This window comes from Tsukamurella sp. 1534 (assembly GCF_000312385.1).
Lineage (GTDB): Bacteria > Actinomycetota > Actinomycetes > Mycobacteriales > Mycobacteriaceae > Tsukamurella.
The window spans coordinates 1,578,852-1,595,993 of record NZ_HE997626.1 but is presented as its reverse complement, the minus strand read 5'-3'; the positions used below and the strand labels follow the sequence as shown (position 1 = coordinate 1,595,993).

Here is a 17,142-nt window from a genome sequence, read left to right as displayed (position 1 = left end):
AGCACCTAAGCTCACCTGCATGTTCATCAAGGTGTGCGGCCTCCGGACAGCCGACACGGTGGACGCCGCGGTGGGCGCGGGCGTCGACGCCGTGGGCTTCGTGTTCGCGCCCGGCAGCGTCCGCGAGATCACCGCCGGGGCCGCGGCCGCCCTGGTCGCGCGGGTCCCCACCGGCGTGGAGACCGTCGGAGTGTTCCGCAAGCAGCCGATCGACGAGGTGCTGCGCCTGGCCCGCGCGGCGGGGATCGGGACGGTGCAACTGCACGGCGACGAGCCCGACGAGGACTTCGTCCGCGCGGCCGACGCGGGGTTCGCGACGATCCGCGCGGTCTCCGCCGCGCGCTACACCGCGACCCGCGGAACGGCGGGCGACGGGCGGCCGCAACGGCTCCTCATCGATGCCACCCGCCCGGGGTCCGGAGAGCCGTTCGACCCCGCGGACCTCCCCGCGCCGCCCGGAACCTTCTGGCTACTCGCGGGCGGGCTCACCCCCGAGAACGCCGCCGAGGCGATCGCCGCGTTCCACCCGTCCGGCGTGGACGTCTCCAGCGGCGTGGAATCGGCGCGCGGGGTGAAGGATCCGGAACGCATCCGGGCGTTCGTCCGCGCGGCGCGCACCTGACCGTCTGACCAGCCGGTTCCGCGCCGGGAACCGATCCCCTACAGGGAGTAGTATTCGCCCATGCGCACCCCCGCCGGCCCGCCCGCCACGGTTCGTGGCGCGATGGTCGGGCTGGTGTCGTTCGGGGCGAGCCTCGCGGCGCACGCCGCCGCGATGGCGGGCGCGACCGCGGGAGGAACGGCGGGCCATTCGATGCCCGCGGGCACCGGGGATCCCGGCAGCGCGGCGCACGGGACTCACGCCATGCCCGGGCACGCGATGACCGGCGGCGCCATGGATCACGCCGCGATGGGGCACGCGATGGCCGGGCACGCCATGCCGGGGGCGGCGCCGATTCCCGCGGGCCCCGCCTCCACGCTGATCCCTGCGATCCCGTCGACCTCGATCCTCCTGCTCGCCGCCGTCTGCGCCCTCCTCGGGGTTCTCGCGGCCCGCCCCCGTGCCGCCGGCCCCGCCACCGCGGGTGCGCTGGTGCTGGCCGGTCAGGGCGCGGGCCACCTCGCGCTCGGCGTCACGATGGGGCACCTGGGGATCACGCCGGCCATGGCGCTGGCGCACGTCGCCGCCGCGGCGGTGGCCGGGGCGGCGATCGCGGGCGCCGAGGCCGCGCTGCGCCTGGCCCTCGCGGCGCTCCGCCCGATCAGTCGCACCGCAACGGTGGTGCGGCGCACCGTCGTCGAGCGGGACTGGACGTTCCGCGCCGCACCCCTGCCCGTGGTCACCTGCCACGGTGCCCTGCGCGCCCCGCCCGCCTGACCTCACGCATCTCTTCTTCCCGCTCGGACGGCACCGCCGCCCGGGCTCTATCCACGTGAGGTGAAAACTCTTGTCCTTGTTGGAATCCACCGCCGACGATGCGTCGTCGGCGAACGACCCCGGCCCGCCCAGACGCGCGGGCTGGAGGGCCGCGATCATGCGGCTGCACTTCTACGCGGGCCTGTTGGTGGGCCCGTTCATCCTCATCGCGGCGATCAGCGGCGGGCTCTACGCGGCGGCGCCCACCGTCGAGCGGTTCGTGTACGCCGATCAGCTCGAGGCCTCGACGGCCGGTGCGCCGCAACCGCTCACGGCACAGGTCGCCGCCGCTCAACAGTCGCGGCCCGGCCTCCCGGTGGCGGCGGTGCGCACGGGCGACGGGCCCGATCGCACCACGCGGGTGCTGTTCGACGACCCGTCGCTCACCGACGGGCGGCAGCTCGCCGTCTTCGTCGACCCGGCGTCGGCGCGGGTGCAGGGCGCCCTCCCCGTGTACGGCTCGATCGAGGCGCTGCCGATCCGGTTCTGGGTGGACAGGTTGCACGTCGACCTGCACCTGGGCGCGGTGGGCCGCTTCTACAGCGAGCTGGCGGCGTCCTGGCTGTGGGTGGTCGCGCTCGGCGGCCTGTACCTGTGGTGGCGCAGCCGCCGCGGGAACGTGAAACGGATGCTCGCGTACGACCGGCGGGCCGGGGGCCGCGGCGGCCGGATGAGCCGGCACGCCGTGATCGGCACCTGGCTCCTGCTGGGTCTGCTGTTCTTCTCCGCGACGGGGCTCACGTGGTCCAAGTACGCGGGCGAGAACGTCGGGCAGTTGCGGGCGGAGCTCGGGTGGACGAAACCCACGCAGTCCACGTCCCTCTCGCCCGACGGTGCCGGTGGTTCCGCCGACGAGCACGCCGGGCACGGCGCGGCCGCGGCCGCGCCCGAGGTCGAGCCGGCCGTCGCGGACGAGACCCGCGCGCGGAACATCGCGCAGCTCGATCGCGCGGTGGCCGCGGCGACGGCGCGGGGAGTCGACGGGGCGGTGCAGGTTTCGGTACCGGCCGATCCGGGCACGGCGATCACCGTGGCCCAGACGCGGCAACCGTGGCGGTTCGGGATCGATTCGGCGACGGTGGATCCACGCTCCGGCGACGTGGTGTCGGTACTCGCGTTCGCGTCGTGGCCACTCCTGGCGAAGGCGACGGAGCTGTTGATCAACACCCACATGGGATGGCAGTTCGGTCTGATCAACCAGATCGGATTGGTTGCATTCGCAGCACTTCTCACGTCCGTGATCGTGCGGGGCTACCTCATGTGGTGGCAGCGCAGGCCGCGCGGCGGCGGGCTCGCTCCGCCGCCCGCGCGGGGCACGTGGCGGAGGATCGAACCGTCGCAGGCGATTCCGGCCGTACTGGCGGTCGTGTTCGTGGGCTGGTTCCTTCCCGTGCTGGGCGTCTCGCTGCTCGCCTTCGTGGTCCTCGACCTTGCGATAGGCGTGGCTAAGAGGGGTAGGGCTAGCCTAATAAATAGGCCCTGACCTGCACAAAGGGTCGCCTTGCCTGCGTTGCGGGGCAGGTCCCGCGGACTTACAGTCGAAGGCATGAAGCTCACGGACGCCCTCGAAGAGAAGTTCAACGACCAGATCACCCTCGAGTTCGAGGCGTCGCTGGTGTACCGCCAGCTCGCCATCGAGATGGAGATCCGGGACCTGCCCGGCATCGCCGGATGGCTGCGCCATCAGGCCGACGAGGAGATCGTGCACGCCAACAAGTGGATCGACCACCTGTCGGACCGCGGTAACCACCCGAAGATCGGCGCCTCCGCGGCGCCGAAGCTCGACGTGTCCACCGTCCTCGACGTGTTCGAGGCCGCGCTGGAGCACGAGCAGCGCGTCTCGGAGTCGATCCGCGAGCTCTACCGCGCCGCGAACGACGACATCGATTCCAAGGCCCTGATCCAGTGGTTCGTCAACGAGCAGGTCGAGGAGGAGGCGACGGTCAGCGAGATCGTCGGCCGCCTCAAGCTGATCGACGGTGACGGCCCGGGCCTGCTCCGCCTCGACGAGGAGCTGGCGTCCCGCCCCGCGCGGACCACCGAGAACGCGAAGTAGACCACCTCTGCAGCCCGGAACGGGGCCGCTCCCTCCTGGGAGCGGCCCCGTTCTCATGCGGGGACTTCCCAGGAATGACCCGTTGTGCTAATTTCTGACCATGCGGCCAGAAAATGAGACGATGGACCAGCCCCGGTCCTTCATCGAGGAGGCCCGCCGCCGGCAGATCATCGCCGCGGCGGTCGAGGTGCTGGCCGACGAGGGCTACGGCCGCGCGACGCTCGCGCGCATCGCCCGTCACGCCGGGATCTCCAAAGGCGTCATCTCGTACCACTTCGCCGGCAAGGACGAGCTCATGCGCGAGGTGGTCGTGCAGCTGTTCGTCTCGGGCGGGGAGTTCATGGCGCCGCTCCTCGCCGAGGCGCGCTCCTCCACCGACACTCTGCGCACCTACATCGCGGGAAATCTCGAGTACCTCAAGACCAACCGCCGATTCCTCGCCGCCATGATCGAGGTCGTCGTCAACCTGCGCGATCCGGACGGCACCCTGGCCTTCGGCCCGGACGACGGCGAAAAGGCCATGGTCGCACCACTTCTCGATATCCTCCGCGCCGGACAGGAGGCCGGCGAGTTCGGCGAATTCGACCCGTTGATCATGGCGCACCTCATCCGGGACTCGATCGACGGCGCCGCCGGCCACGCCGCGCGCAACCCCGAGCACGATCTGGACGCCCACGCGGAGCAGATGGTCCGCGTCTACCTCTCCGCGGTGAAGACGGCGCCGCCCAGCTCCGAGAACGCCCCCGGGCCGGAGGATCACGATGACTGAGACCGCACCCCACACCCCGTCCGCCCCGCCCGTCGAATCGCCCGGGCGGGACGGCCCCGCGCCCGTCGCCTGGTCGCTGGTCGTTCCGGTGATGATCCTCAGTGCCGTCGCCGCCGCGTTCGGCGCGAGCCGCTACCACCTGTTCGGCGACGAGCTGTACTTCATCGGCGCGGGGCACCACCTCTCGGTGAGCTACGCCGATCAGGGCCCCATCCTGCCGCTGCTCGCGCTCCTCGGCGACGCGATGCCGGGCGACTCCCTGATCCTGTTCCGGCTCCCGTCCCTCCTCGTCACCGTCGTCGGCGTCCTGCTCGCCGCACTCATCGCGCGGGAGCTGGGCGGCGGGCGGTTCGCACAGACGCTCACGGCGGCCGCGTACGCCACGTCGACGTTCCTGCTCCTGCAGTCCTCGCTGCTCGCGACGAACGCGATCGACACCCCGCTGTGGGTGGCCACCACCTGGCTGGTGGTGCGCTGGGTGCGCACCCGGCAGGACTGGCTGCTGTTCGCCGCGGGCGTCGTCACGGCGCTCGACATGCAGGTCAAATGGCTCATCCCGGTGTTCTGGGTATGCGCGATCGCCGCATCGCTGGTGTGGGGCCCGCGCGACCTGATCCGCAGGCCCGCCCTGTGGGCGGGCGGCGTGTTCACCGTGGTCACCATGATCCCGGCGCTACTCTGGCAGGCCGACCGCGGCTGGCCCTACCTGCAGCTGACCGGCCAGGTCGCGGAGGAGAGCCAGTACGCGGGCGGGCGGCTGCTGTTCGTGCCGATCATGCTGCTCACCGCCGGCGTGCTGGGCGCACCCCTGCTGCTGGGCGGGCTGTGGGCCCTCCTCCGGTCACCGAAGCTGCGGCCGTACCGATTCCTTGCCCCGGCGTTCGTGCTGTTGGTGATCGTCTTCGTGGTCACCGCGGGCCGCCCGTACTACCCGGGCGGCATGCTGCCGGTGATCATCGCGGCCGGCGCGGTCGCGTTCGAGGGCACCCGGTGGCCCCGTACCCGCTGGATCGCGGCCCCGCTCTCCCTGCTCGCGGCCGCCTCCATCCTGGTGAGCCTGCCGTTCGCGCCGGAATCGGAGATCGAGGAGCCGCAGTCGATCAAGGAGGCGGGGATGCAGATCAGCGTGTACGGACAGTTCGGCTGGCCCGAGCTGACGGACCAGGTGCAGCGGGCCGTGGCGGCGCTCCCCGAATCCGAACGGCCGCAGGCGATCGTCACCAGCTCCTACTGGCAGGCGGGTGCGCTCGACTACTACGGCCGCGGGCTGCCACCCGTGTTCAGCCCGAGCCGGGGGTACGGATTCTTCGGGCAGCCCGATGATTCCGCGACGACGGTACTGTGGGTCGTCGCGTCCGAGGCGGAGCAGCCGGGCGACATGTGCACACGATCGCGCGTACTCGGGAAGGTGCACCACCGGATCGGCATGCCCACCGCCTCCACGGACGTCGACATCCGCCTGTGCACGCCGCGCGCCCCCTGGTCACAGCAGTGGCCGCAGCTCCGCCGGATGTGACCCCGGGCTACCCCGCTTGTCGACCGGCGCCGCTGCGGCGCAACGAGACCCAGCTCGCCGCGGCGATCGCCGCGGTGAGCGCCCCCGTGGCCAGCAGCTGATTGCGGGCTGCGGTGTCGAACATCGCGAGGATCGCTACGCCCGCGAGCAGGGCCACCGCGAGGTAGGACAGGTACGGGAAGCCCCACATCTTCAGGGGCAGCGCGTCCTCGGTGCCCTCGCGCCGGGCGCGGTTGCGGAGCCGGATCTGCGAGACGCCCACGAAGGTCCAGAGCACCAGGATGGTGGAGCCGACCACGTTGAGCAGCAGCGGGAGCACCTTGTCCGGCGCGAGGTGGTTGAGCACCACGGTGAGGAAACCGAAAGCCACCGAGGCGAGCACCGCATTGCGCGGAACGGACCTCCGGGTGAGCGCCGAGAACACTCGCGGCGCCGCTCCCCGCTCGGACAGCGAGTAGATCATCCGGGAGGCGCTGAACAGCATCGCGTTGAGCGAGGACAGCAGGGCCACGACGATGATCAGCGACATCAACCCGGCGGCGCCGGGGACGTGTGCCGTCCGCAGCACCTCGACGAACGGGCCCGTCGCGAGCGAGGGTGAGTTCCACGGCACCACGGCCACGATGAGCACGACCGAGCCGACGTAGAACACGAGGATGCGCCACACGATGGTGCGGATCGCGCGTCCCGTGTTGCGGCGCGGGTCGGCGGTCTCCGCCGCCGCGATCGCCACGATCTCGGTGCCGCCGAACGCGAAGATCACGATGAGCAGGCCCGCGGCGACGCCGGTGACGCCGGTGGGCGCGAATCCCCCGTGCTCGAACAGGTTCGACGCCCCGGGCGATGTGCTGCCGGGCAGCCACCCGAACAGCAGCGCCAGGCCGACGCCGAGGAAGGCGAGTACCGCGACCACCTTGATGGCGGCGAACCAGTATTCGAAGGCGCCGAACGTGCCGACACCCACCAGGTTGATCGCCGTGAACAGCACCATGAACCCGAACGCCGCCGCCCACTGCGGCACCGCGGGGAAGGCGGCGCCCACGATCGCCGCGGCGGCCGTCGCCTCCGCGGCCACGACGGCGACCACCTGCACCCAGTACAGCCAGCCGATCGTCCTGCCCGCCACGGGGCCCAGCGCCTTCTCGGCGTGCACCGAGAAGGCGCCGCTGGCGGGGTCCGCGGCCACCAGCTCGCCCATCATGCGCATGACCAGCACCACGACGAGGCCGGCGATGAGGAACGACACGGCGACCGCCGGGCCCGCCACGCCGACGGCGGCACCGGAGCCGACGAACAGCCCGGTCCCGATCGCGCCGCCCAGGCTGATCATGATCAGCTGACGCGGCTTCATCCCCCGCCGCAGGTGCGTCCCCGCGGGTCGGTCCCCCGCCGCGCCGCCGCGCACCGTCGTCCCCGGCTTCTCCGCGAGCGTCATCTCCACTCCCCTCAGACCAGCTGGTCGAGTGCGATCTCGAACGCGGTGGCGGCCACCAGGGTCCGCTGCGCCGAGCGGGCGTGGCAGCGCTCCAGCGCGGCCCCGACGGTCCGCGACACGTCGCCGAAGATGGCCTCGTCGGACACCTCGACCTCGCCCTCCATGAGCATCGCGAAGGCGCGCGCCATCCCGCAGTTGGCGACGAAATCGGGGACCACGGCCACGTTCCGGTCGGCGTGCTCGTACACCGGGCCGTAGAAGATCTCGGGATCGGCGAAGGGCACGTTCGCGCCGCACGCGACCACCTCGAGGCCGGCGCCGATGAGTGCGTCCACCTGCTCGCGGGTCACCAGACGCGATGCGGCGCAGGGCAGGAAGACCTCGGCGCCCACGGACCACACCCGCTCCGCGGCCTCCTCGAAGGGGAGCACGTCGTCGGCGACCAGCTGGTTGCCGCGCTTGGCCAGGAACAGGTCGGTGATCTCGTCGGCGCTGATGCCCTCGGGCCGCACCAGACCGCCGTCGCGGTCGAGGATCCCGACGACGCGGGCGCCGGCCTGCGCCGCGTAGTACGCGGCCGCCGCACCCACGTTGCCCCAGCCCTGCACCACGACGCGCTTGCCCTCGAGAGTCCCGCCGTAGACGCGGTAGAAGTGCCGTACGGATTCGGCGACGCCCCACCCCGTGATGAGATCGGCCACGCTGTACCGGCGGCCGTGGTCGGGGGTGAACCGCGCGTCCTCGACGATCTTCGCGACGCCGAGCCGCAGCTGACCCACGCGCTGCACGTGATCGCGGCCGTCGGAAGCGAAGTGCCCGTTGACGACTCCCTCCTGCGGATGCCACAGGCCGTAGCTCTCCGTGATGGGGACGACCTCGAGCTTCTCGTCCACGTTGAGATCGCCGCCCGTGCCGTAGTACGCCTTGAGCAGCGGGGTGACCGCCTTGAACCAGCGGCGCAGCACCTCCTCCTTACGCGGGTCGGTGGGGTCGAAGTCGATCCCTGATTTGGCACCGCCGATGGCCGGGCCGGCCACCGTGAACTTGACCTCCATGGTCTTGGCGAGCGATTCCACCTCGCGCCGGTCGAGGCCGCGGCGCATGCGGGTCCCGCCGCCGGCGGCTCCCCCGCGCAGCGAGTTGATCACGGTCCATCCGCGGGCGGACGTCTCCGAGTCGTGCCACTCGAAGACGACCTCGGGTGCCTTCGATTCGAACCGGGTGAGCAGCTGCTTCATATCGCTCCTGGGGCTGGCCGCGCCGAGCGCGGAGGGGGTGTGAACCCGATCACTGTGTGGCGCATCACGTGATCCGCGCAACGATCGGCCGGCCCGGATCGCAGAATGCGCACCCGATGCACACCCGCGGGCCGCTCAGCTGATCAATCTGTTCAGCCGCGGTATCGGGGGGCCCGCGTCGCCGCGCGCCGGTCGAGCGTCCGCAGCAGCGGCATGGTCCGCAGGGGCACGATCTCGGACAGCACCACGATGCTGATGGACCGCGCCACGAGCGGCGACCGTCCGATCCGGATCAGGGTGTTCTGCAGGTCCTCGTGCGAGGCCGCTGCGACGCGGCACAGCACGTCGCTCGCGCCCGTCGTGGCGAACGCCTCCAGCACGTCGGGTATCGCGGCCAGTTCCTCGGCCACGGCGGAGAGCTCGCCCTGCGCGGTCTCCAACTGCACGAAGCACTGCACGGGAAAGCCGGCGGCGGCGAGATCCAGGTGCGGGTGGTAGCCGGAGATCACGCCCGCACCCTCCAGCTTCTTGAGCCTGGCCTGCACGGTGGCGCGGGCCACGCCGATCCGCCGCGAGGTCTCCAGCACCCCGATCTGCGGGTCGCGGTGCAGCGAGTCGAGCAGCGCGAAGTCGACGTCGTCGAGTTTCACGGGATCCAGCATGTGCGCGGTTCTCCTAGTCGATCTGTCTACTTCGATGCGCCGATCGGCGACGCCACACGGCACATTGGGCAGTCTCAGCTGTCGATATTGCTACAGCCGCGAACGGGGCCGATCGTAGTGATGCACGTTACATTCAGCCCGGAAGGTGACCAACCCATGACGACGAACGCCGCCCTCGAGCCCACCTCCCTCGAGCAGACCCTCACCGACGAGGAGAAGCTCGCCGGCCTCGACGCCGAGCAACTCCACCAGCTGGTGGGCCTGGTGTCGCACGACCCCGCCGCCGACGGCTTCCCGGTGAACGGGTGGGACTCGATCGTGTTCGTCGTGGGCAACGCCACGCAGACCGCGCACTACTACCAGTCGGCGTGGGGCATGGAGCTCGTCGCGTACCGCGGCCCCGAGCAGGGCGAGCGCGATCACAAGTCGTTCGTGCTCCGGTCGGGCTCGATCCGGTTCGTGATCAAGGGCGCCGTCAGCCCCGACAGCCCCCTGGTGGACCACCATGCCCGGCACGGCGACGGTGTCGTGGACATCGCGCTCGAGGTGCCCGACGTGGATCGCTGCATCGAGCACGCCCGCGCCACCGGCGCCACTGTGCTCGAGGAGCCGCACGACGTGTCCGACGAGCACGGCACCGTCCGGATCGGCGCCATCGCGACCTACGGCGAGACCCGGCACACCCTGGTCCAGCGCGTCGTCGGCGGCGAGCGCTACGCGGGCGCCTACCTCCCCGGGTACGTCGCGGCCACGAGCACCTTCCGCAAGCGCGACGGTGCGCCCAAGCGCATCTTCCAGGCGCTCGACCACATCGTGGGGAACGTCGAACTGGGCCGGATGGACGAGTGGGTCGGCTTCTACAACCGGGTCATGGGCTTCACCAACATGGCCGAGTTCATCGGCGACGACATCGCGACCGACTACTCCGCGCTCATGTCCAAGGTGGTCGCGAACGGCAACCACCGCGTGAAGTTCCCGCTCAACGAGCCGGCCATCGCCGCGAAGAAGTCGCAGATCGACGAGTACCTCGAGTACTACCGGGGCCCGGGCGCTCAGCACCTCGCCGTGGCGACGAACGACATCCTGGCGGCCGTCGACGCGCTGCGCGCGGAGGGCGTGGAGTTCCTCAACACCCCCGACGCCTATTACGACGATCCCGAGCTGCGCGCCCGCATCGGCCAGGTGCGGGTGCCCGTCGAGGAGCTGCGCGCTCGGGGCATCCTGGTGGACCGGGACGAGGACGGCTACCTGCTGCAGATCTTCACCAAGCCGCTCGGCGACCGCCCCACCGTGTTCTTCGAGATCATCGAACGTCACGGCTCGTTGGGCTTCGGCAAGGGCAACTTCAAGGCCCTGTTCGAGGCCATCGAGCGCGAGCAGGACCGCCGCGGCAACCTCTGACACCGCCGATTCGAGGAAGATTTCCCATGGCCCATTACCGCAGCGTCGGGCAGGTACCGCCCAAGCGCCACACCCAGTTCCGCCGGGACACCGGCGAGCTGTACTACGAGGAACTGGTCGGCGAGGAGGGCTTCTCCAGCGACTCCTCGCTGCTCTACCACCGCGGCATCCCGTCGGCGATCACGGAGGCCGCACCGTGGACTCCGGGCGACCTGAGCCTCGAGCCCAACGCGCCGCTGCTGCCCCGGCACCTGCGCCTGCACGACCTGTTCGACGGCGCGGCGGCCTCCGCCGCCGACGTGGTCACCGGCCGCCGCCTGGTGCTGGGCAACGCCGACGTGCGCATCTCGTACGCGGCGGCCGGGGCCCCGTCACCCCTGTACCGCAACGCGATCGGCGACGAGTGCGTGTACGTCGAGGAGGGCGCGGGCACCGTGGAGACGGTGTTCGGCACCCTCGACTTCCGGTCCGGGGATTACGTGCTCATCCCCCGCGCCACCACCCACCGTTGGGTCCCGTCGGAGGGAACCACCGTGCGCGCCTATGTGATCGAGGCGTGCGGCGGGGGCGGCGGGCACATCGCGCCACCGAAGCGGTACCTGTCGCGATACGGCCAGCTGCTCGAGCACTCGCCGTACTGCGAGCGCGACCTGCACGGCCCGTCGGAGCCCCTGCTGCGCGAGGGAATCGGCGTCGAGCTCCTGGTGAAGCACCGGGGCGGGACGGGCGTGGCCGGCACCCGGTACGTGCTCCCCTCGCATCCGTTCGACGTGGTCGGCTGGGACGGGTGTCTGTACCCGTACACCTTCAACGTGGCGGACTTCGAGCCCATCACGGGCCGGATCCATCAGCCCCCGCCCGTGCACCAGGTGTTCGAGGGCCACAACTTCGTGATCTGTAACTTCGTGCCGCGCAAGGTCGATTACCACCCGCTGTCCATCCCGGTGCCCTACTACCACTCCAACGTGGACTCCGACGAGGTCATGTTCTACGTGGCCGGCGATTACGAGGCGCGCAAGGGCACCGGCATCGGCCCCGGTTCGGTCTCGCTGCACCCGGGCGGCCACGCGCACGGCCCGCAGCCGGGCGCGATGGAGGGCAGCATCGGTCGCGAGAGCTTCGACGAACTCGCCGTCATGGTGGACACCTTCGCGCCGCTGCAGTTGGGCGAGGGAGCGCGGGCCACGGACGACGGTGTCTACTACCGCAGCTGGTCGCTGTGACCGGGGCGCTGCTGGCGGACCTGGTGGATGATGCCGGGTTGTTCCCGCCGACCGCGCTGCCGATGGCCGCGGCCCTGGAACGGCACCGCGCCGACCTCGCGGCCGGGGATCCGATGCTCACGCACCGGTTCCTGTGCCCCGCGGCCCGGCTCGGCGAGCTCCGCGGGCTGCTCACGGCCGACGACCGGATCCGCGTGGGGGTCATCCTGTCCGACGGGGCGCCGCACGACTGCGCCGCGGTCGTCGACGCGGATCCGCGGCTGCGCCTGGCACTCATCGAGACGCCGTGCACGCTCGCCGCCGTGGACCGCGTGGTGTACGCCGCCACCGCCCCGGGCGTCCCCGTCTACGTCGAGGCGGCCGATCGGGACGAGGGACCGCGCCTCGCCGCCGCGCTCGCGGGTACCTCTGCCGGGCTGAAGATCCGGTGCGGCGGCGTCCGCGCCGAGCTCTTCCCCTCCGCTGAGCTGATCGCGGCGGCCCTGGTGGCCGCCGCGGAGGCGGGCGTGCCGGTGAAGGCCACGGCGGGCCTGCATCACGCTGTGCGGCACACGGATCCGGCCACCGGATTCCTGCACCACGGATACCTCAACCTGGTGGTCGCCGCGGCGCGCGCGGCCGCCGGCGCCGGAGCGGCCGAGGTCGCCGCAGCCGTACTCGTCACCGACGGTGAGGCCCTGGCCTCGGAAGCCGCCGCGCTCGGTCCCGACGCCACGGCCGCGACCCGGAGCCTGTTCGTCGCGTACGGATCCTGCAGTACCGCGACCCCGGTCGATGAGGCCGCCGCACTGGGCCTCTCCCCTGCGGTCGGCGCCGCCGCGCACGGCCGCCCTCGCACCATCGACCCCGCATCCCTCTGACCGCACACCACTGATCAAGGACCACACTGTGACCACCACCTGGGCCCCCGTCCCCGCCGGCTCCGGATTCGGCGTCGACAACCTTCCCTACGGCGTGTTCACGCCCGCCGGCGGCGACCCGCGCGTCGGCGTGCGGATCGGCGACCACGTCCTGGATCTCGCCGCGGCGCTGAATGATCCGGTATTCTCGGCGGACTCGCTCAACCCGTTCCTCGCGCTCGGTCCCGCCGCGTGGCGCGGTGTACGCGCCGAGATCGTCGCGCTGCTCACCGATCCCGCCGGGGAGGCGGCGCACGCCGCGGCCCTCCACCCGCTCGCGGACGTCGCGCTCCGGCTTCCGTTCGAGGTCGCCGATTACGTGGACTTCTACGCCAGCGAGCAGCACGCCACCAACCTCGGACGCATGTTCCGGCCGGATGCCGCTGCGCTGCTACCGAACTGGAAGCATCTGCCCGTGGGCTACCACGGCCGCGCGGGCACTGTCGTCTCCTCCGGGACCCCGGTGGTCCGGCCCGCCGGGCAGCGGAAGGCACCGTCGGACGAAGCGCCGGTGTTCGGGCCCTCCGTGCGTCTCGACATCGAGGCGGAGCTCGGCTTCGTGGTCGGCGCGCCGAGCGAGGCCGGAAAGCCCGTGGGCACCGGCGGTTTCGCCGAGCACGTGTTCGGCGTGTGCCTGGTCAACGATTGGTCCGCCCGCGACATCCAGGCGTGGGAGTACGTGCCGCTGGGCCCGTTCCTGGGCAAGAGCTTCGCGACCTCGGTCTCACCGTGGGTCGTGCCGCTGGAGGCGCTCGGCGCCGCGCGCACGGCGACTCCCGCGCAGGACCTGGCCCCGCTGCCGCACCTGGTCGACGAGGAGCCGTGGGGCCTGGACATCGCTCTCGAGGTGGAGCTCAACGGCCAGATCGTCTCCCGCCCACCGTACGGGCAGATGTACTGGTCCCCCGCGCAGATGCTCGCGCACATGACGTCGAACGGCGCCCGGCTCCGCACCGGCGACCTGTTCGCCTCCGGCACGATCTCCGGCCCCGAGCGCGATCAGCGCGGCTCGTTCATCGAGCTCACCTGGAACGGCGCGGAGCCGCTCCGCCTGGCCGACGGGACCGAGCGCACGTTCCTGGAGGACGGTGACACCGTCACCCTCCGCGCCACCGCGCCGGCGCCCGGCGGCGGGCGCATCGATCTCGGCGAGGTGACGGGGCGGATCGCCCCGTCGCCCGCCTGACCCGGGGGAACGACGAACGGCCCACGGAGCGCTCTCCGTGGGCCGTTCGTTCCGTTCTGTCAGACCAGCAGTTCCGCGATCTGGACAGTGTTGAGCGCCGCGCCCTTCCGCAGGTTGTCGCCGCTGATGAACAGCGCGAGGCCGCGCCCCTCCGGCGCGCCCGGATCCTGACGGATGCGGCCGACCAGCGAATCGTCGGCGCCCGCGGCGGCGAGCGGCGTGGGCACGTCGACGAGCTTCACCCCGGCCGCAGAGCCCAGCAGCTCCTGCGCCCTCTCCACCGACAGGGGTTGTGCGAACTCGGCGTTGATCGACAGCGAGTGGCCGGTGAACACCGGCACGCGCACGCAGGTGCCGCTCACCAGCAGGTCCGGCAGGCCCAGGATCTTGCGCGACTCGTTGCGCAGCTTCTGGTCCTCGTCGGTCTCGCCGGAGCCGTCGTCCACGATGGCGCCGGCCAGCGGAAGCACGTTGAAGGCGATCGGCGCCACGTACTTGTTCGGCGCGGGGAACTCGACGGCCGAACCGTCGTGCACCAGCTTCTCCGCGTCGTCGGCCACCGCGCGCACCTGGGTGGCGAGCTCCTCGACGCCGGCCAGGCCCGATCCGGACACGGCCTGGTACGAGGAGACGATGAGCCGCTGCAAGCCCGCCTCGTCGTGCAGCACCTTGAGCACCGGCATCGCCGCCATGGTGGTGCAGTTCGGGTTGGCGATGATGCCCTTCTTCAGGTCCTTGACCTGCTCCGGGTTCACCTCCGAGACCACGAGCGGCACGTCGGGGTCCTTGCGGAAGGCGCTCGAGTTGTCGATCACCGTGACGCCGGCGGCGGCGAACCGCGGCGCCTGCACCCGGGACATCGTGGCGCCCGCGCTGAACAGCGCGATGTCGAGCCCCGTCGGGTCCGCGGTCTCGGCGTCCTCCACGACGATCTCGCGGTCGCCGAAGGGCAGCTTCTTACCCGCCGACCGCGAGGACGCGAAGAACCGCACCTCGTCGGCCGGGAAGTTCCGGTCCAGCAGCAGCTGGCGCATGACGGCGCCCACCTGGCCGGTGGCGCCGACGACTCCTACGCGTACACCCATGCCCTATCGCCCCGTTCCGGCGTAGACGGTGGCCTCTTCGTCGGTGCCGAGGTCGAAGGCGTCGTGCAGGACCTTGACGGCCTCGTCGAGCTCGGTGTCGCGGATCAGCACCGAGATGCGGATCTCCGAGGTGGAGATGAGCTCGATGTTGATGCCGGCCTGCGACAGCGCCTCACAGAAGGTGGCCGTGACGCCCGGGTGGCTCTTCATACCGGCGCCGACCAGCGAGACCTTGCCGACGTGGTCGTCGTAGACGACCGAGTCGAAGCCGACCTCCTTGCGCAGTGCCTCGAGCTTCTCGACGCCGAGCGGGCCCAGCTCGCGCGGCAGCGTGAACGTGATGTCGGTGCGGCCGGTGTCGATCTTCGACACGTTCTGCAGCACCATGTCGATGTTGATCTCGGCGTCGGCGATGGCGCGGAACACGCGCGCGGCGTAGCCGGGCTTGTCCTCCAGGCCGACGACGGTGATCTTGGCCTCGCTGCGATCGTGGGCGACGCCGGTGAGAATTGCCTCTTCCACGGGGATGTCCTCCATTGAGCCGGCCACGATGGTGCCGGGCTTGGTCGAGTACGACGAGCGCACATGAACGGGAACGTTGGCGCCGCGGGCGTATTCCACGCAGCGGAGCATGAGCACCTTCGCGCCGCAGGCGGCCATCTCCAGCATCTCCTCGAAGGAGACCTTGTCGAGATGCCGCGCGTTGGGCACGATGCGCGGGTCTGCGGTGTAGATGCCGTCGACGTCGGTGTAGATCTCGCAGACGTCGGCGTTGAGAGCGGCGGCGAGCGCCACCGCGGTCGTGTCGGAGCCGCCGCGGCCGAGCGTGGTGACGTCCTTGGTGTCCTGGGAGACGCCCTGGAAGCCGGCGACGAGCACGATCTTGCCGTCGTCGATGGCGGCCTGGACGCGGCCCGGGGTGACGTCGATGATCTTCGCGGCGCCGTGCTTGCTCGTGGTGATCACGCCGGCCTGCGAGCCCGTGAAGGACTGCGCCTCGGCGCCGAGCGAGTGGATCGCCATGGCGACGAGCGCGTTGGAGATGCGCTCGCCCGAGGTGAGCAGCATGTCCATCTCACGCGCGGGCGGCGCGGGGCAGACCTGGTTCGCGAGGTCGAGGAGCTCATCGGTGGTGTCGCCCATGGCGGACACCACGACGACCACGTCGTTTCCGGCGCGCTTCGTCTCCACGATCCGTTCGGCCACGCGGCGGATCCGTTCGGCGGAGGCGACGGAACTGCCCCCGTACTTCTGGACGACGAGTGCCACTGGAAACCTTTCCGTTGCGCGCGTAGTTGCCCCTCGATCTTACCGACCAGGGTTTCTTCGTCCCCAGGGTGTCGTCCGGGCCTCCCGATTCCCGCCGTTCGACGGTGCCCGGCGACGACCGCGCGGGAGGCGGCGTCCAAGCGGTGCGCAACCCGCCGTTCAGCGCGGATGCGGATAATCGGCGGGACGGCGACGCGAGGAGAACCGATGAACCCGTACGGCGGAGGCCAGAGCCCCGGGCAGCACCCCGGGCAGCACCCCGGTGGCCCGTACCAGCAGCCCGGGCCGTACCAGCCCACCGTGCAGCAACCGGCGCAGCAGCCCGGCTACCAGCAGGGCTGGTATCCGCCGGGACAGCAGCCGGGGCCCCAGGGGTTCGGCCCGCAGCCCGGGCCTCCCCCGGGCCCGCCGGGTGGCGGCGGGAAGAAGGGGCTGGTGATCGTCCTGACCACGGTGGTCGCGGTCCTCGCGGTCGCCGCCGCGGTCGGCGCCGGCCTGGCGCTGCGCGACGACGACGCCCAGACGGCCTCGCCCGTCACGTTCGGGACGGCACCGCCGACCTCGGGCGCGCCCACCAGCACCTCGCCGGCGCCGGCGAGCACGACGCCCGCCCCGCAGTCCGACGGGTTCGTCACCACCACCCCGCCGACCACCGCCGCGGCGGGCGGCACGACGTCCGTGCCGGTGAAGCTCAAGGCGACCGGCAGCGGACCGGGCGTCATCGCGTTCGGCGGCGTCCCGGCCGAGCAGATCCCCGCGGTCGGCGGGCTGCCGTGGGAATGGCAGGGCAGCCTGAACCTGGGAGAGAAGATGACGATGGAGGTCAACGGCACCGGCCCCGTGTCCTGTTCGATCTCCGTGGACGGCAAGGAGCTGAGCAACCGGACCGGCACCGACCGGGTCACGTGCGGGATCGTGCGCAAAGCCGCCCCGTGACCGCCGCCGGCGCGCGTCGTCCCGCGGCTCCGCGCCGGCGCCTCGGTACG

15 protein-coding genes and 1 pseudogene are annotated in these 17,142 nt (G+C 71.5%); 11 read left to right on the top strand and 5 right to left on the bottom strand.

The window, feature by feature from the left end:
- The first annotated feature begins 19 nt into the window (after positions 1-19).
- The 6 genes from BN39_RS07730 (at position 20) to BN39_RS07705 (ending at position 5,758) form a co-directional block, all read left to right on the top strand.
- On the top strand, positions 20-622 hold the full coding sequence (locus BN39_RS07730) for a phosphoribosylanthranilate isomerase (protein ID WP_019201807.1): 603 nt from the start codon (positions 20-22) through the stop codon (positions 620-622).
- Positions 623-682: 60 nt separating this feature from the next.
- Positions 683-1,378 carry a hypothetical protein gene (locus BN39_RS22170; RefSeq protein ID WP_019201806.1) on the top strand — a complete coding sequence of 232 codons (696 nt, stop codon included), beginning with the start codon at positions 683-685 and terminating at the stop codon, positions 1,376-1,378.
- A gap of 70 nt (positions 1,379-1,448) precedes the next feature.
- On the top strand, positions 1,449-2,900 hold the full coding sequence (locus BN39_RS07720) for a PepSY domain-containing protein (protein WP_040766010.1): 1,452 nt from the start codon (positions 1,449-1,451) through the stop codon (positions 2,898-2,900).
- A 63-nt stretch (positions 2,901-2,963) separates the two neighbouring features.
- Entirely contained in the window at positions 2,964-3,473 is a 510-nt protein-coding gene (locus BN39_RS07715) for a ferritin (protein ID WP_019201804.1), read from the top strand.
- A gap of 121 nt (positions 3,474-3,594) precedes the next feature.
- Entirely contained in the window at positions 3,595-4,242 is a 648-nt protein-coding gene (locus BN39_RS07710; protein WP_019201803.1) for a TetR/AcrR family transcriptional regulator, read from the top strand.
- Positions 4,235-5,758: a glycosyltransferase family 39 protein gene (locus BN39_RS07705; RefSeq protein ID WP_019201802.1), complete on the top strand. Its 1,524-nt coding sequence runs from the start codon at positions 4,235-4,237 to the stop codon at positions 5,756-5,758. Before BN39_RS07710 ends, BN39_RS07705 begins: the two co-directional genes overlap by 8 nt.
- 7 nt (positions 5,759-5,765) lie before the next feature.
- Here the strand turns inward: BN39_RS07705 and BN39_RS07700 are convergent, their stop codons facing one another.
- From BN39_RS07700 to BN39_RS07690, 3 genes are all read right to left on the bottom strand, one after another.
- The gene (locus BN39_RS07700; protein ID WP_081586061.1) at positions 5,766-7,193 is read right to left on the bottom strand and encodes an amino acid permease; all 1,428 of its coding nucleotides are present in this window, start codon (positions 7,191-7,193) and stop codon (positions 5,766-5,768) included.
- Positions 7,194-7,204: 11 nt separating this feature from the next.
- Complete coding sequence (locus BN39_RS07695) at positions 7,205-8,431, bottom strand: Glu/Leu/Phe/Val dehydrogenase dimerization domain-containing protein (RefSeq protein ID WP_019201800.1); 1,227 nt, start codon at positions 8,429-8,431, stop codon at positions 7,205-7,207.
- Between the two features lie 152 nt (positions 8,432-8,583).
- Positions 8,584-9,093: an Lrp/AsnC family transcriptional regulator gene (locus BN39_RS07690; protein WP_019201799.1), complete on the bottom strand. Its 510-nt coding sequence runs from the start codon at positions 9,091-9,093 to the stop codon at positions 8,584-8,586.
- A 186-nt stretch (positions 9,094-9,279) separates the two neighbouring features.
- Here BN39_RS07690 and hppD point away from each other — a divergent pair.
- The 4 genes and pseudogenes from hppD to fahA form a co-directional block, all read left to right on the top strand.
- Positions 9,280-10,494 (top strand): annotated as a pseudogene (gene hppD, locus BN39_RS07685) (4-hydroxyphenylpyruvate dioxygenase); the annotation flags it as partial.
- A gap of 26 nt (positions 10,495-10,520) precedes the next feature.
- Positions 10,521-11,717: a homogentisate 1,2-dioxygenase gene (locus tag BN39_RS07680; protein WP_019201797.1), complete on the top strand. Its 1,197-nt coding sequence runs from the start codon at positions 10,521-10,523 to the stop codon at positions 11,715-11,717.
- The gene (locus BN39_RS07675) at positions 11,714-12,577 is read left to right on the top strand and encodes a hypothetical protein (RefSeq protein WP_019201796.1); all 864 of its coding nucleotides are present in this window, start codon (positions 11,714-11,716) and stop codon (positions 12,575-12,577) included. The genes BN39_RS07680 and BN39_RS07675 overlap by 4 nt, the downstream gene beginning before the upstream one ends.
- 28 nt (positions 12,578-12,605) lie before the next feature.
- Positions 12,606-13,802 carry a fumarylacetoacetase gene (gene fahA, locus BN39_RS07670; RefSeq protein ID WP_019201795.1) on the top strand — a complete coding sequence of 399 codons (1,197 nt, stop codon included), beginning with the start codon at positions 12,606-12,608 and terminating at the stop codon, positions 13,800-13,802.
- A gap of 59 nt (positions 13,803-13,861) precedes the next feature.
- On the opposite strand, the gene BN39_RS07665 is transcribed toward fahA, so the two are convergent.
- Positions 13,862-14,887, bottom strand: coding sequence for an aspartate-semialdehyde dehydrogenase (locus BN39_RS07665; RefSeq protein ID WP_040766007.1), 1,026 nt, complete (start codon positions 14,885-14,887; stop codon positions 13,862-13,864).
- Between the two features lie 3 nt (positions 14,888-14,890).
- Positions 14,891-16,156, bottom strand: a complete 1,266-nt coding sequence (locus tag BN39_RS07660) for an aspartate kinase (RefSeq protein WP_019201793.1) — start codon at positions 16,154-16,156, stop codon at positions 14,891-14,893.
- Positions 16,157-16,363: 207 nt separating this feature from the next.
- Between BN39_RS07660 and BN39_RS07655 the strand changes: the two genes are divergently transcribed.
- Positions 16,364-17,092 carry a hypothetical protein gene (locus tag BN39_RS07655; protein WP_019201792.1) on the top strand — a complete coding sequence of 243 codons (729 nt, stop codon included), beginning with the start codon at positions 16,364-16,366 and terminating at the stop codon, positions 17,090-17,092.
- The last annotated feature ends 50 nt before the right edge of the window (positions 17,093-17,142 follow it).

Excerpts from the sequence above, each read along its gene's own strand:
- BN39_RS07715 (WP_019201804.1), top strand. The coding sequence starts at position 2,964 with ATGAAGCTCACGGACGCCCTCGAAGAGAAGTTCAACGACCAGATCACC.
- BN39_RS22170 (WP_019201806.1), top strand. The coding sequence starts at position 683 with ATGCGCACCCCCGCCGGCCCGCCCGCCACGGTTCGTGGCGCGATGGTC.
- BN39_RS07665 (WP_040766007.1), bottom strand. The coding sequence starts at position 14,887 with ATGGGTGTACGCGTAGGAGTCGTCGGCGCCACCGGCCAGGTGGGCGCC.
- BN39_RS07690 (WP_019201799.1), bottom strand. The coding sequence starts at position 9,093 with ATGCTGGATCCCGTGAAACTCGACGACGTCGACTTCGCGCTGCTCGAC.
- BN39_RS07710 (WP_019201803.1), top strand. The coding sequence starts at position 3,595 with ATGGACCAGCCCCGGTCCTTCATCGAGGAGGCCCGCCGCCGGCAGATC.
- BN39_RS07700 (WP_081586061.1), bottom strand. The coding sequence starts at position 7,193 with ATGACGCTCGCGGAGAAGCCGGGGACGACGGTGCGCGGCGGCGCGGCG.
- BN39_RS07730 (WP_019201807.1), top strand. The coding sequence starts at position 20 with ATGTTCATCAAGGTGTGCGGCCTCCGGACAGCCGACACGGTGGACGCC.
- BN39_RS07695 (WP_019201800.1), bottom strand. The coding sequence starts at position 8,431 with ATGAAGCAGCTGCTCACCCGGTTCGAATCGAAGGCACCCGAGGTCGTC.
- BN39_RS07655 (WP_019201792.1), top strand. The coding sequence starts at position 16,364 with ATGAACCCGTACGGCGGAGGCCAGAGCCCCGGGCAGCACCCCGGGCAG.
- BN39_RS07680 (WP_019201797.1), top strand. The coding sequence starts at position 10,521 with ATGGCCCATTACCGCAGCGTCGGGCAGGTACCGCCCAAGCGCCACACC.
- BN39_RS07705 (WP_019201802.1), top strand. The coding sequence starts at position 4,235 with ATGACTGAGACCGCACCCCACACCCCGTCCGCCCCGCCCGTCGAATCG.